The 14887-nt window shown below is 53.2% G+C and carries 15 protein-coding genes; 14 read left to right on the top strand and 1 reads right to left on the bottom strand.

Going from position 1 to position 14887, the window contains the following annotated elements:
* The first annotated feature begins 67 nt into the window (after positions 1-67).
* Positions 68-595 (top strand): hypothetical protein, encoded by a 528-nt coding sequence (locus tag ACPV3A_RS13455; RefSeq protein ID WP_194543515.1) that lies wholly within the window; start codon positions 68-70, stop codon positions 593-595.
* Positions 596-648: 53 nt separating this feature from the next.
* Here the strand turns inward: ACPV3A_RS13455 and ACPV3A_RS13450 are convergent, their stop codons facing one another.
* Positions 649-1167 carry a MogA/MoaB family molybdenum cofactor biosynthesis protein gene (locus ACPV3A_RS13450; RefSeq protein WP_216531913.1) on the bottom strand — a complete coding sequence of 173 codons (519 nt, stop codon included), beginning with the start codon at positions 1165-1167 and terminating at the stop codon, positions 649-651.
* Between the two features lie 107 nt (positions 1168-1274).
* Here ACPV3A_RS13450 and ACPV3A_RS13445 point away from each other — a divergent pair, with 107 nt between their 5' ends.
* From ACPV3A_RS13445 to ACPV3A_RS13385, 13 genes are all read left to right on the top strand, one after another.
* Positions 1275-2333: a CobW family GTP-binding protein gene (locus ACPV3A_RS13445; RefSeq protein ID WP_426199946.1), complete on the top strand. Its 1059-nt coding sequence runs from the start codon at positions 1275-1277 to the stop codon at positions 2331-2333.
* Between the two features lie 126 nt (positions 2334-2459).
* On the top strand, positions 2460-2798 hold the full coding sequence (locus ACPV3A_RS13440) for a four-helix bundle copper-binding protein (RefSeq protein WP_426199945.1): 339 nt from the start codon (positions 2460-2462) through the stop codon (positions 2796-2798).
* A 165-nt stretch (positions 2799-2963) separates the two neighbouring features.
* Positions 2964-4184: an ROK family protein gene (locus ACPV3A_RS13435; protein ID WP_426199944.1), complete on the top strand. Its 1221-nt coding sequence runs from the start codon at positions 2964-2966 to the stop codon at positions 4182-4184.
* Between the two features lie 197 nt (positions 4185-4381).
* Complete coding sequence (locus tag ACPV3A_RS13430; protein WP_426199943.1) at positions 4382-5701, top strand: ABC transporter substrate-binding protein; 1320 nt, start codon at positions 4382-4384, stop codon at positions 5699-5701.
* An 85-nt stretch (positions 5702-5786) separates the two neighbouring features.
* A complete protein-coding gene (locus ACPV3A_RS13425; RefSeq protein WP_083397595.1) occupies positions 5787-6704 on the top strand; it encodes a carbohydrate ABC transporter permease in 918 nt (305 codons plus the stop codon).
* Complete coding sequence (locus ACPV3A_RS13420) at positions 6701-7600, top strand: carbohydrate ABC transporter permease (RefSeq protein ID WP_426199942.1); 900 nt, start codon at positions 6701-6703, stop codon at positions 7598-7600. Before ACPV3A_RS13425 ends, ACPV3A_RS13420 begins: the two co-directional genes overlap by 4 nt.
* Positions 7601-7757: 157 nt before the next feature.
* The gene (locus tag ACPV3A_RS13415) at positions 7758-8417 is read left to right on the top strand and encodes an aspartate/glutamate racemase family protein (RefSeq protein WP_426199941.1); all 660 of its coding nucleotides are present in this window, start codon (positions 7758-7760) and stop codon (positions 8415-8417) included.
* Between the two features lie 29 nt (positions 8418-8446).
* The gene (locus ACPV3A_RS13410; protein WP_426199940.1) at positions 8447-9361 is read left to right on the top strand and encodes a class II fructose-bisphosphate aldolase; all 915 of its coding nucleotides are present in this window, start codon (positions 8447-8449) and stop codon (positions 9359-9361) included.
* 81 nt (positions 9362-9442) lie between these two features.
* Complete coding sequence (locus tag ACPV3A_RS13405; protein WP_426199939.1) at positions 9443-11896, top strand: alpha-mannosidase; 2454 nt, start codon at positions 9443-9445, stop codon at positions 11894-11896.
* Positions 11897-11942: 46 nt separating this feature from the next.
* Complete coding sequence (locus tag ACPV3A_RS13400) at positions 11943-12464, top strand: FGGY family carbohydrate kinase (RefSeq protein ID WP_426199938.1); 522 nt, start codon at positions 11943-11945, stop codon at positions 12462-12464.
* A gap of 13 nt (positions 12465-12477) precedes the next feature.
* Positions 12478-13212, top strand: coding sequence for an FGGY-family carbohydrate kinase (locus tag ACPV3A_RS13395; protein ID WP_426199937.1), 735 nt, complete (start codon positions 12478-12480; stop codon positions 13210-13212).
* A gap of 24 nt (positions 13213-13236) precedes the next feature.
* On the top strand, positions 13237-13869 hold the full coding sequence (locus tag ACPV3A_RS13390) for a D-sedoheptulose-7-phosphate isomerase (protein WP_426199936.1): 633 nt from the start codon (positions 13237-13239) through the stop codon (positions 13867-13869).
* Positions 13866-14867 carry an ROK family protein gene (locus ACPV3A_RS13385; protein WP_426199935.1) on the top strand — a complete coding sequence of 334 codons (1002 nt, stop codon included), beginning with the start codon at positions 13866-13868 and terminating at the stop codon, positions 14865-14867. Before ACPV3A_RS13390 ends, ACPV3A_RS13385 begins: the two co-directional genes overlap by 4 nt.
* The last annotated feature ends 20 nt before the right edge of the window (positions 14868-14887 follow it).

Below are 14887 nucleotides of genomic sequence, written 5' to 3'. Positions count from 1 at the left end.
AATGTTCCTCATCCTCAGGCATTCTAAGGGAAGGCAACCTCTGACACCTAAGGAAGGGTGAGTGAACATGAATTATCGCAGAATCGTTACCGTTTTATTGCTTTGTTCCATTCTTGCCATATCGGTCGGTTGTTCCAGGCAGATAGCCAGGGACGAGATGCGCCTATATAACATGAGGGCTTACGAGGAAGGTTCCAGGGAGGCCCGGATATCGGGACGGGGTTTGAACGGAAAATTCCTTGAGGATCTCCAAGCCTCGTTTAACCAGGTGGGCATGCCGTTGACCAATGAAACCTATGCGGAGGACAACGTCGGCAATATTACGTATCAATACCGGATCAATTATGATGCAAGCCAGTTTATCACCGTATATGTCTATCAGGATCAAGCGGCCAGGGAAAAAGGGATCAAGGAGATATACGGCGTTACAGAAGGGGATGCCAATGCGGCCGGCGGGCATAACCTGATCGTGAGCGACAAAGAAACGTCCATCGTATATACGTCAACGGGCGACAAAACGGATAACTATTATGACCAGGTCAAAAAAATAGCGCCCTCCCTGCTTGCCAAACATCAACGACGTGCCAGCAGTTAAGATACAGCTAAGGCCGGATGCCCATATGCATCCGGCCTTTTCGTCGGCGTTGGTTATGATCTGTGTTTATCCAGCTCATATTTGATGTGCCGCAGCTCAGGCAGCAGAATTCGGTTCATCGCAAGCTTGACGGCTCCGCTAGAACCCGGCATGGAGAAGACGGCCGTGTGGCTTAGCGTGCCGCCGATCGCGCGGCTCAATATGGCCGCAGACCCAATATCCTCCGTAAAGCTTAGGAAGCGGAAGATTTCGCCGAATCCAGGGAGTTCCTTATCAAGCAATGAGGATACGGCTTCGTAGGTGGTATCCCGGCTCGATATGCCTGTTCCGCCTGATAGTAGGACGACATCAATGTCCGGATTGCTGACCGCAGTATAGATCGTTTCGCGGATCGTTTCATAATCGTCCTGAACAATGCTGTAAGATACAACGGCATGCCCGGCTTCTTCAAGCAAGCTCATCATCAGTTTGCCGCTCTTGTCCGTGTCCTTGGTCCGCGTATCCGAGACCGTAATCACCTTGCAGTTCACGGAAGCGGGGGATTGCTGTTTATGCTCTTGCGATGAATTCATAGAAATGACATCTCCTGTTATAGTTAGTGGCGGCGCGCTTGCAGTAGACGGATGAAATGTAGTACACTCGCTAGCATAATCATGATGCACGCAAAGGAGTATGGAACGTGGAGCACGTAACACCCATTTATATTTTATCAGGTTTTCTTGGCAGTGGAAAAACGACATTGCTTAGCCGTCTCATTACCTCCTTCAAGCAGCAGGGATTGCGGCCGGCCATTGTCATGAATGAGATCGGCGAGGTCAACATCGAAGGGCTTGTCGCCGGTGAAGAAGTACCGACGGCAGAGATGCTAAGCGGCTGTATTTGTTGTACCATTCGATCCGATTTATCATCTGAAATCGCGATGCTAATCCAGCGGGAGCAGCCGGATGTCATCGTCATTGAAGCGACGGGGATCGCCAATCCGATGGAAATCCTGGACGCGGCGGCAGAAGCTTCTTTATACATGAGAATCGATGTGAAAAAACTGATCACCGTCGTGGATGCCGCGCATCTGCTGCATTTGAATATAGAGCAGAAGGGGAAAACCTATCGTTTGATGCAGGAGCAGATTCGTGCAGCCTCGGCGCTTGTTCTCAATAAAATGGACCAAGTGACGGATCAGGACAAGGAGACGGTCCAGCAGCTGGTCGAGCGCTGGAATCCGTATGCTCCGATCATGCCTGCGGTGCGCTGCGACATAAAGCTTGAAGATCTGCTGCAGAGCGATCCCCAGGACCGGGATGAGCATTCGATTGTACATAATCGAGAGGGCAGGGATGATGCCCATGAGGATACAGACAAGAACAAGCAAGCCAACAGCCATGAGCATGACCACAGCCATGAGCATCATACCCACAACCACGGCCAAACACATGATCATGGCTCTCATGATCATGTAATGTCCTACACCTACTATTTCAGCCATGCAGTAAACAGTGTGGAATTTGAGCGATTGATAGCCGGGCTGCCAAGGGATGTGTACCGGGCGAAGGGCATTCTCACCTTCAGCGATACGAACAGCCGTTTTTTGTTCCAGTACGCGTTTCGCGAATCCGATTTTATGAAGATTACGCCCCAGGGTCAAGTGCCGGATGTGGTGGTATTTATCGGGGAGCACTTTCAGAAATCACTGCTAAGAGAGCAGCTTGAAAAGCTCGAGGGGAAGACAAGCCGGGCATAAGTCAACCATTTGCCTGGTTAACTTGGGCAATTGTACCCTGGGTCTTCTGGCCGGCGTTTGATTCAGAGGGCAGTCGAACGTTTAATACAAAGGCATAGCGTAATAACTACAAGGAGGATCTATCCAATGTTAAATGAACTCAAATATAAAGAATGCATCGAAGCATGTCTCCAATGTATGAACGCTTGCAATGTATGTTATGTATCCTGCCTGAAAGAATACGAACTGGCCATGCTTCGCGATTGTATTACACTCGACAGAGAGTGTGCGGATATTTGCGCGTTTGCGGCTCAAGCCATGTCACGCAAAAGCCCTTACGTGAAGGAGATTTGCGAGCTGTGCATCAAGGCATGCCTGGCTTGCGCGGAAGAGTGTGGGAAGCATGACCACGAGCATTGCAAACAATGCGCCGAGGCGTGCCGGAAGTGTGCCGAAGCATGCCGTGAAATGCTGAGCCACGTTTAAGTTAACAAACGCAATTGTGTGATATCATTAGGCCTGATTTCCCATGAGGAGATCAGGCTTTTCATTTGCAGACTGAGGAAGGGGTTTTACTAACTCCGAATTTTCCCCTATGATAGATGTGTTAGAGGGCAAGTACAATTATTGGTAAAAGAATGAGGTTGTAACATGAATAATTCCGTTGGAAAGAACAATCGGCATGTCCGAAACCTGAATCGTATCGGCATTATTGCGCTGCTCCGCGACTATGGCAGTTTAACCAAAGCGGAAATCGCAGCCAAGATGAATTTGACGTTTACCGCCGTTAACAATTTGGTGGAAGAGCTGATGAAGGATCGATTGATTGCTGAAGCCGGGTTCTATGACGAGTCCAGCCGGGGCAGGAAGCCCAAACTCCTCTCCTTGAATTCCGGTGATATTTACGCGGTCGGCGTTCATATCAGCGCCTCCTCCGTAAGAGCGGCAGTCATTAATTTGCAGGGGAAAGCGATGATGGAGAAACGCTCCACCTTCGAAGATAACGCGAATCGCGGCAGCGTGGTGAATGTCATTATTTCCACGATCCAAGCCGTATTGGACGAGTCGGGCCTGAAGTCCCAAATCATCGGCATAGGCGTGGGAGCTCCCGGACCGCTGGATCCGGTCCAAGGCAAGATCCTGTCTCCGCCGAACCTTCCCGGGCTGCATCAGGTACGATTAAAGGGACTGATCGAGGAGAATACGGAGCTTCCGACCCAAATCGAGAAGGACGCTAACGTGATGGCACTCGGTGAGTTATGGTATGGAAACGGCAGGCATTTCAACAATTTGGTATACGTGGATGCCGATATCGGGATTGGGAGCGGATTGATCTTCAACCAGAAAATATATCAGGGGTATCCTTTTGGAGCCGGTGAGATCGGGCACTGCACGATCGATATTGACGGTCCGCGCTGCAATTGCGGCAATTATGGCTGCCTGGAAGCGATCGCCTCCGGCATCGCCATCGTCCGCAGGGTCGGAGAAGAGCTGCGGCGCGGAGCTGCCAGTTCTCTTAAATCCTCGTTTGATGGCAATGATCACGGATTGGACGTCACCGATGTGATTACGGCCGGTCTGCAAGGAGATCAATTGGCTGCCAACATGCTGAACGAATCGGCTCGTTATGTCGGCATATCTCTGGCGAATGTCATTAATCTGCTTACCCCGGAGACCATTATCATCGGTGGAGTCCTTGCGAACCGGTACCCGGATTTCTTCCAATATGTCAAAGAGACATCCTATAACAGAAGCCTGTCCAGCTTCCACAATAAAATCGTGCTACAGCCATCCGAGCTGGGAGAGTTTGCAGGGATCATCGGTGCCGGAACGATCGTGCTCGAAAAATTTCTGAACGAAATGAGCGAGTAGAGGGGAAATGATTACCCTCACCCTCTTTTATTATTGAAGATAGTTTAATAAATTAGGTTAAATCATTAAAAAAATGTAGACATTTTATAATGTAAGCGTTTATAATGCCGATATGACTCCTTAATTATTGAATAAGGTTTAATAATTTAATGATCGAATGTTCAAATGTTCACTACTAACTCATACAGGGGGCCACGATGATGAAGAAGATAAGGCTTGGCACTATGCTTTTAACCTTTGCACTCTTAATGTCAACTGCTTTGGTAGGCTGCGCAAAGACGGACACGAATACATCGGCGAATCCGGCCGATGCCGGCAAAATCACGCTGGAGTTATGGGATTGGTGGGGTGACGGTACGCATAAGGCTGTCATCGAGCAAATTGTAAGTGATTACAATGCTTCCCAGGATAAAATCGTTGTCAAGCATGTCCATTATCCTTGGGGTGATGTGTGGACAAAGGCGTTAGCGGCAACCGCGGCAGGCAATCCTCCAGATATTGTCATTCAGGATATTAACAGCGTTCCAACCCGGGCGGACGCCAAGCAATCGATGGATTTGCAGCCTTATATCGATAAGGAGCCGGGCTTTAAAGATAAATTCTATCCGCAGCTCTGGGATGCAACCGTTCATGAGGGCCATTCCTACGGCATTCCGTTTACCACGGATACAAGGCTCCTGTTCTACGATAAAGATATGTTCAAAGAAGCGGGCCTGGATCCGGAAGCCCCTCCGTCAACATGGGACGAACTGATCGAGACCGCCAGAAAGCTCGATAAGGTGAGCGACGACGGAAATATCGAGCGCCTGGGATTCTATCCGTTAACCCATGTCGATTGGGATTTCTGGGCATTGAATGCGTCCGGGGGACAGTCTTTCCTCCAACATGACGGAACTGTAACCGTGAATACGCCTGAGAAGCTGGCAGCCGTGAAATGGGTGAAGGAGAACTATTTTGATTATTACACCAAAAGAAAACTGGATGCGTTTACAGCCGAGTTCGGCAACGGAATGACCAATCCGTTCGTATCCGGCAAGGTAGCGATGATTGCGCAAACGGCTACCGAGTTCACCAAGGTTCGCGATTTTGCGCCGGATAAAAATTACGGCATGGCCTTCATTCCCGAGTTCAAAGAAGGCTCCGGGTACTGGTCCTGGGGCGGCGGCTTTACGGCCGAAATTCCGGTCGGGGCCAAACATCCGGATGCCTCGTGGGAATTCGTCAAGTATTTGACGGATACGAAGGCTCAAACATATTGGGCGACGCAAGTATACGACAGCGTAGCCAACATCGAAGCCGCGGAGAGCAAGGAGGCGCTCTCTCATCCAGTATTCCAAAAAGCGACTGAGAACATGGAGTGGACCGCGCTGACGCCGTTCCCCGTATTCGCGCCAAGCCACATGGACCTCGTGAAACCGAAGGTGGAGGAAGTATGGATCGGCAAAAAGACGCCGGAAGAAGCCATGGCCGAAGCCCAGAAAGCGGTCGAGGATCTCGTGCAGCGAAATAAGAAGTAAGCATCATAACCGTATGATCCGCAAAAGGGCGCGACTCGGTGTTGCACGCTTTTGCGGATATACCACTAACTAGAAGCGGGAAGTGATGAAAATGCGGAACAAGGCAAGAATCGGCTTAAGAAGCAATTTGGAGGGTTACTTGTTTATTTCGCCGTGGTTGTTGGGGTTCTTCGCTCTAACCGGCGGACCGTTGCTGTTTTCCCTTTATGTCTCTTTTACCAACTACAATATTACTTCCAGGCGGGACTGGATCGGCCTCAGCAATTATTCCGAAATGTTCTTTCAGGATACTCTCTTCTGGAAATCGATCTCCAACACGCTGTGGTACGTAGCGGTCGGGGTTCCGTTCTCGGCCATCGCGGCCATCGCCGTATCCGCGCTGCTGAGCCAGAAGGTATGGGGCGGCGGATTTTTCCGGATGCTGTTCTATTTGCCGACCGTACTGGCGGGCGTTGCGATGTATATGCTGTGGATGCAAATGCTTGGTCCCCAGACCGGCCTGATCAATACGGTTCTCCGTTTCTTCGGGATCGAAGGCCCTTCGTGGTTGACGGATCCGGCATGGACGAAGCCTTCGCTCGTGCTGATGAGACTGTGGGGAATCGGGACCAGCATGCTGCTTTACCTATCTGCCATCCATTCCGTTCCGAAGCAGCTGTATGAAGCCGCAGAGATCGACGGGGCGGGAAGAATCCGCCGCTTTTTCAAAATTACGATTCCGATGATTACGCCCATCATATTCTTTGACGTCGTCACGACGATGATCGGCGCGTTCCAGGTGTTCCAGGAAGCTTACGTCATGTCAGAGAACGGGGCAGGCGGCCCGGCCTCCTCCCTGCTGTTCTACAATTTGCATTTGTTCAACGAGGCGTTCGTGGACTATAGGATGGGATACGCTTCGGCTATGGCATGGTTCCTGTTCGTCATTGTCATGATCATCACGGTCATCAACATGACCGCTTCGAAATATTGGGTTCATTACGAAGGCGGTGACCATCGATGAGCACTCCCCATTATTCCGTACCTGCACCAGAAGCAGCCCCCAAGTTGAAACGGCTGTCGAGCGTGAAAAAGACCAACCGCATGCTGAAGGCGGTCAACTTTATTCTGCTGTCGTTATTCTCGTTAACCGTACTGCTGCCTATGTGGTTCATGTTCATTACAGCGGTAAAGACATCTCAGGAGGTATTCGCATATCCCCCGACATGGTGGCCTACGGAATTTGTATGGAGCAATTTCGGTGAAGCCTGGCAGGCGGCGCCGTTTAGCGGCTACCTCGGCAATTCAGTCATCGTCGCCGCCTTTGCGGTGGTCGGATCGGTCTTGTCCAACTCGCTCGTTGCATATGGGTTTGCAAAAATGAGGTTTGTCGGTCGAAATTTCTGGTTTGCGGTCATCCTTGCCACAATGATGATCCCGGGGTTCGTAACGATGATCCCGCAGTATATTCTTTATGCGAATATTGGGTGGGTGGGTACGTTTCTGCCACTGATCGTGCCGCCGTTTCTGGGCTCCGCGTTCTTCATCTTCATGCTGCGGCAGTTCTATATGACGATACCTACGGAACTGATCGAATCGGCTTACATTGACGGGGCCAACAATTTTTATATCTGGCGAAAACTGATTGTGCCCATGTCCGCACCGGCCTTGACCACCGTCGGAGTACTGGCATTCAACGGCAGCTGGAACGATTTTCTCGGCCCCTTGCTGTACTTAACGGACCCGGCAACCTTTACGCTGCCCATCGGTCTGAAGGTATTCATTGGACAGTTGAACACGCAGTGGAACTTTCTGCTGGCCGCATCCTGCATGGTGCTGCTTCCGATTATTATCGTGTTCCTGCTGTTCCAGCGCTATTTCCTAGAAGGCATGAATCTGAACGGCGCCCTGAAGGGTTGATCCATCTAGATGACGGTTTACGCAGCCGTAACCCCCATGTCCATGTCCATGGGCATGGGGCATCCAGATGTTCCATCCGCTCTTTTCCATGCGAACGGGAACGTTCCCAAAAATAAATATGAAATGACAACTAAGGCATCGACAAGGAGGCACGAACGTGAACAAATTAGCCATTATCCATACGACGGCGGTCACGATCCCACTGTTGAAAGAGCTGGCTTCCGAAATACTGCCCGGCTGCACACTCCTTCATTGGCTGGATGATTCGATCCTGCCGCAGTTGAGGGAGGGGGATGAAGCAGCCGTCCAGACTGTGGCAAACAAATGGTCCACCTATGCCCGGTATGCGGAAGAAGCGGGGGCCGAATGTATACTGTCTGCCTGTTCCTCCGTTGGCGACATCGCCGAGCGGGCCGCTGGAACGGTCAGCGTGCCTGTGGTTCGCATTGATGATGCCATGGCAGATCTGGCCGTATCGAGGGGGCGGAGGATCGGGGTCGCCGCAACGCTGGAGACGACCATGAGGCCCACCCTGAATCTGCTTCACAGAAAGGCTGCCGATCAGCAGGACTCCATTCAGCTCATTCCGCTGGTAGTCTCCGAGGCTTACGCCAAATTGATGGGCGGGGACCAGAGGGGGCATGATGAGCTTCTTGCGGAGCAGATCCAGCAGCTGGCGCAGCAATGCGATGTCGTGGTGTTGGCGCAGGCATCGATGTCCAGGGTCATTTCGGCCTTGCCGGAGGAAATCGAATCGCGTTTGTTAACCAGCCCAAGGTTAGGAATGGAGCGGCTAAAGCAGCTTTATTTCACATAGACAAAAAAAGGATAGGGAGAGATGAAATCATGACTCGTACAACCAAGCCGGACAACGTACTTACGCTGAAAAAAGCATTGGAGATTGCCGAGGTCAACCGGTTTGCCATCGGTTCCTTCTCGCCGCGCTATACGCCCATGATCGCGGCCGTATTACAAGGAGCCCAGATGAGCGGCTCACCGGCAATCGTGCAAATTTCACATAAAGAATTGATCCGTTACGGCATAACGCCGGCCGAATTCGCGGATGAATTTTACGAGCGGCTGAACACGGACCACATCACCGTTCCGGTCGTGCTGCATTTGGATCATACCAAGGAACCGGGACCGATTCAGGAAGCGATAGAGGCAGGCTTCACCTCCGTCATGATTGATGCATCGGAGAAAAGCCTGGAGGATAACATCGCCATTTCCCGGGAGGTGGCGGAGTATGCACATGCCAAGGGCGTCTCGGTCGAAGCCGAGCTCGGCATGATCGGAACGACGGATTTCGTGGAGACGGACAAGGACGAGGAGCTGTATACGGATCCCGAGGAAGCGGCTTATTTTGTCCGGCAGACCGGTGTGGATGCACTTGCGGTTTCGTGCGGTACAGCTCACGGAGTCTACATGGTAAAGCAGCCCAAAGTGGACTATGAAAGGCTCCGGGCGATTCGTGCCCTGACACCCGTGCATCTGGTCCTGCATGGGGGGTCCGGCGTGCCGGCCGATATGGTCCAGAAGGCGGTTAAGCTGCCGGATGGCGGTGTCAGCAAGGTGAATATCGCCACCGATCTGGAGCTGGCGCTGCTGGACGCTTTGAACCGGAAGGAACGGATGACAAACAAGGAATGCCTTCGGTTAAGTCCAGCCCAGCTAGCTTTGGGGCGGCAGGCCGTTGCGGAGACGGTGGTAGAGAAAATTCGACATGTTCTGAACAGCGAGGGTCAAGGACATCATTTTTAGTAGGCTCATTTGCTGAAATCCGGATGCGTTTGAATTACTGATACACATTCAAATCTTTGAACTTACAGGAGGTTCACACATATGAAGCAAAAGCAGAAGCTCCACATGATTGGCAATGCCCATCTGGATCCCGTGTGGCTGTGGCAGTGGCAGGAAGGTTTCCAGGAGACAAAGGCGACTTTCCGTTCGGTGCTGGACCGGATGAACGAGTATGACGATTTCGTCTATACGTCAAGCTCGGCCGCCATGTACGAATGGGTGGAGAACAACGATCCGGCCATGTTTGAAGAGATTCGGCAGCGCATCTCGCAAGGCCGCTGGGAGATCGTGGGCGGCTGGTGGATCCAGCCGGACTGCAACATTCCGAACGGGGAATCCTTTGTCCGCCAAGGTCTGTATGGTCAGCGATATTTTCTGGAGAAATTCGGCGTGACGGCCAAGGTCGGCTACAACGTGGACAGCTTCGGCCATAACGGCATGCTGCCGCAAATTTTGAAGAAAAGCGGGATGGATTCCTATATTTTCATGCGTCCGATGCCAAGCGAGAAGGGATTGCCCGGCCGGTTGTTCCTATGGGAGTCCAGCGATGGGAGCCGGGTTACCTCCTACCGCATTCCGTTCGAATATTTGTCCTGGGGCAAGGATTTGGAGCGGCACGTCAGCCGCTGCATGACAGAGCTTAAGGATCCCCATAACGAGATCATGGTGTTTTACGGCGTGGGCAATCACGGGGGTGGGCCGACGAAGGAAAACATCGAGAGCATCCAGAGGCTGAATGACGACGAGTCTTTCCCGGAGCTGGTATTCTCTACGCCGAATCAATATTTTGCGGAGATGGAGAAGCTGGGGGTTCCCCTGCCTGTCGTTCATGACGATCTCCAGCACCATGCCAGCGGCTGTTACGCGGCCCATTCCGGCATCAAGCAATGGAACCGGCAAGCCGAGAACAAGCTGAGCGCTGCAGAGAAATGGTCCGCACTCGCGGAACGTCTGTTGGGTCAGCCTTATCCGCACGATTACGGAACCGCCTGGAAGAACGTATTGTTCAACCAGTTCCATGATATTCTGGCTGGCACAAGCCTGGAATCCGCTTATGAGGATGCCCGGAACATGCATGGGGAAGCCATGTCAATCGCCGAGCGCAATCTGAATTATGCGATACAGAAGTTCTCATGGAACATCGGCATCGAGCATGAGGAGGGAATGAAGCCGTTCGTGGTTTTCAACCCGCATGCCTGGGCAAGCAGCGTCAATGTCGAGGTGGAGATCGGCGGCTTGAAGGAAGGGGCCGTTCTGGTGGATGAAACGGGAAAAACGATCCCTTATCAGACGGTGCAGCCCTATGCCACGTCCAATGGACGCTACCGTTTGAGCTTCGTGGCCGAACTGCCGTCCTTGGGATACCGCGTGTATAAGCTGCTTCAGCTTGCCGGCAGCACCGACGTCAAACCGGAAGGCTTGAAAGCCAGCGACTTCGCGATGGAGAACAAGCGCTTCCGGCTGGAATTTGATCCGGCAACCGGATGTATCAGCAGCCTCTACGACAAGAAGGTCGGCTTTGAGCTGTTTAAGGGTCCGGCTGCCGTGCCGACCGTCATGAAGGACGAGTCGGATACATGGAGTCATGAGGTGCTGCACTTCCAGGACAAGATCGGCGAATTTCGGGCCGTCTCGGTGAAGCGAGTCGAGCATGGTCCGGTGAAGTCGGTCATCCGGGTGACAAGCGAGTACGGATCTTCACGTCTGGTGCAGGATTTTACGATGTACAAGGAGCTTGATTACATCGATGTTAAGGTGCATGCGGACTGGCGCGAGCAGTTTAAAATGCTCAAGCTGGTCTTCCCGATGAATCTGATCTTTACCCGCCACAGCTATGAAATTCCGTTCGGTTACATCGAACGCGAAGGAAACGGGGAAGAGGAGCCCGGCCAAAGCTGGGTCGATTTCAGCGGGATTGTACGTGAGGACGAAAGCGTCTACGGGATGTCGCTGATGAATGACGCGAAGTATAGCTACAGCATCCATAACAAGGAGCTGGCCCTTACCGTACTCCGGAGTCCAATATATGCCCACCATGATCCGCATGTGCCGAAGCGCGACGGACACTATTCCTTCATCGACCAAGGCATTCAGCAGTTCCAATACCGGCTGCTTCCCCATGCCGGAACATGGGAGCATGCCGGCACCGTCAAGCGGGCGCTCGAGCTTAATCAACGGCCGACGATTGTCATTGAGACCTATCACGATGGCGAACTGCCGCAGAAGGACTCACTCCTGGAGGTGGATCAGGACAATATCATCGTGAGCGCCGTGAAACAAGCGGAGGACAATGACGATTTGGTGATCCGTTGTTACGAAAGCAACCGGGTCGGAACTGAGGCCGTCATTCGACTGCCGAAATGGAACCGCAGCATCGAGGCGGCATTCGGGCCAAGCGAGATCAAAACCTTTCGCATCCCGAAAAACCCGGAAGAGCCGGTGAAGGAGACCAACCTGATGGAATGGGATCTGGAGGAAGGCTCCGGATTGAAATAAATCGGTTGTCGGTGGCTGAATTCAACGGATAAGGAGAGGGTTTGGCATGCTCATGATCGGCATTGATATCGGAACGACCAACAGCAAGGTCGGTGTCTTTGATGATACGGGCAGGATGCTGTCCCAAGCGAGCCGTCAAACCAAGCTTTATGTTCACAGGGATGCCAGTACCTACTTTGACCCGCTCCGCATATGGACCGACGTTGCGGACATGATCAAGGAAGCCGCCGGCAAGGTCGAAGCGGGACGGATCGTTTCCATCGGAATCACCAGCATGGCGGAGAGCGGACTGCTGCTTGACAGGAAAACGGGAGAGCCCATAACGAAGATCGTGCCTTGGTCGGACAGAAGCTCCGCACCTCAGGCTCAACTGCTGGAAGCGGAGGATGATCCGTTAGCGAGGTTTCTCGCCAGCGGACTGCATCCTTCCTTCAAGCTGAGCCTGGCCAAAATCCTGTGGCTGAAGCAGCGCGATCCGACCGTAATGAGTCATGCGGTATGGCTATCGGTAGCCGGTTACATCGCCTACCGGCTGACGGGCGTGATGGCCTTCGAGATCCGACCGTAATGAGTCATGAGACGTGTACAGTTCCATGGGCACCGCAGAAACGCTGGTTGGCGTTATGGAGGAACGAGGGCTCAAGTCGCGCGATTATGATTCAAAGCTTGCCTTCGGACTCCATCCGGTGGAGGGGCGCATGTTCTGGATGGGCAGCAATTCGGCCTCCGGAGGTTCTGTGGAATGGGCACGCTCGATTATGGGCCATCCTCGTCTCACTTACGAAGCGCTGGAGCAGGAGGTGATCGGCTGCGGGCCGGGACCGACCGGAATTCTGTACTTTCCGTTTCTGACAGGAAGCGGTCCGCCGGAGCCCGATGCGGATGCCAAAGCTGCGTTCATCGGATTAACCCAAGGCCATACCCGCGGCCATCTGTGCAAAGCGGTGCTGGAAGGGACCTCGTACCAGATGGAACGCGTACGCGAAACGGCAGCGGGCTTGCTGGAAGGGCCGATGGGGCGGATCCGCGTGACGGGCGGTGGTGCAAGGCTTGCTTCTTGGCTGCGAATAAAAGCGGCCGTGTCCGGATGCATGCTGGAGGTACCGGATATCCGGGAGGCGTCCATGATGGGAGCTGCGCTGCTCGGCGGCACGGGATCAGGTATCTATTCCTCGCTCCGGGAAGCAGCGGCCAGCGCAAATAACGCAAGGAGCTCTGAGTATATCCCGTTTCGGGAGGAGGAGCATTCGGCTTTCCGTGATATTTACGAATCTCAATATATTCCGATCAGCCATCAACTTAGATTACGGAAATGAGCTGGATGAGGAGTGAAGGCTAACATGAATGCAATCATGGAAAATATGCAGAGCAAATACCCGGAGCTTGCGGGCTGCGCGCATGATGTTCTGCGTGCTTTTGAAATTATAAAATCTGCTTTTTATAAAGGGAACAAACTGTTGATCTGCGGCAACGGGGGAAGCGCTTCGGATTCGGAGCACATCGTCGGCGAATTGATGAAGGGGTTCCGGATGACGCGTCCGGTGCCCCTGGCGTTTCGAAGTAAACTAATCGAGGTCGACCCGGAGCAGGGGGATTATATGGCCGATCACCTGCAGGGAGCACTCCCGGCCATATCGCTCGTCAGCCAACAGGGTCTGATCAGCGCGTTCAGCAATGACGTGGAGCCGTCCATGGTGTATGCCCAGCAGGTATACGGGTACGGCAAACCTGGCGATGTTCTGCTGGGACTCAGCACTTCTGGCAATTCCGTCAACGTAATCCGGGCGGTACAGGTGGCCAAGGCAGCGGGGATGAGCAGCGTCGTCATGACCGGCAAAAGCGGGGGAGTCCTTAAAACGATCAGCGATGTCACGATTGCCGTTCCTTGGGAAGAGACCTCGGACGTTCAGGAACGGCATCTTCCGGTTTATCATGCCTTATGTCTGATGCTGGAGGAGGCGTTCTTCGCATGACCTATTTGTCCGGTTTCGATATTGGAGGGACGAAATGCTCCGTGTCCGTCGGCAGGCAAGAAGCTGACGGAACGCTGACCATCCTGGCCAAAGAACGCTTTCCGACGCCTCATGAACCGGAGGAAGCACTAACCATCATGATGAATGTGCTTGAGCAATTGCTGCAGCATTTGCACCTGCCCGGCGTTGAGGCAATCGGCATCAGCTGCGGCAGTCCGCTGAACAGCGAGCTCGGGCTTGTCCACAGTCCGCCGAATTTGCCGCATTGGAACGGGATTGATGTTGTGAGTCCGGTCAAACAACGTTTCCGGGTACCGGTCGGCCTCCAAAACGATGCTAATGCATGCGCCTTGTCGGAATGGAGATGGGGCGCCGGCCGCGGCACGAGAAACATGCTGTTCCTGACATTCGGAACCGGCATGGGAGCCGGCTTGATCCTGAATGGTCGGCTGTATACGGGAACGAACGATATGGCCGGCGAGATCGGCCATATCCGGCTGGAGCATGACGGTCCGGTCGGGTATGGCAAAGCCGGATCCTTTGAAGGCTTTTGCAGCGGCGGCGGGATCGCCAGACTGGCCGCTGCTCACGCGGAAGCGGTGCTGAAGGCCGGAGGTACGACATCCTTTTGCTGCGATAGAGAGCAGCTGGCTTCCATCACGGCCCAGTCGGTCGGCGAAGCGGCCCAGAACGGCGACCCAACGGCCCTGAAGGTTTTTCACCTCGTGGGAGAAGAACTGGGGCGGGGACTGTCCGTGCTGGTGGATATTTTGAATCCCGAGATGATTGTCATCGGCAGCATCTACGGCCGCCAGCAAAAGCTGCTGGAGCCTGTGGCGCTTGAAGTTTTGAAACGGGAAGCGTTACCTGAGGCCTTGTCGGTATGCAAAGTGGTTCCGGCAGCGCTGGGCGAACGGGTCGGAGATTATGCGGGCCTATCGGTCGCCATGCATGCACTGTCCATGCTGGCAGATGCGGAGACAGTTAATCCACGATGATGAACCAAAGAGAAGAGGGG

The sequence above is a fragment of the Paenibacillus sp. Dod16 genome (genome assembly GCF_049893405.1).
GTDB lineage: Bacteria > Bacillota > Bacilli > Paenibacillales > Paenibacillaceae > Paenibacillus_AQ.
The sequence above is the reverse complement of the archived record's forward strand: the minus strand, read 5'-3'. Positions and strand labels throughout refer to the sequence as shown.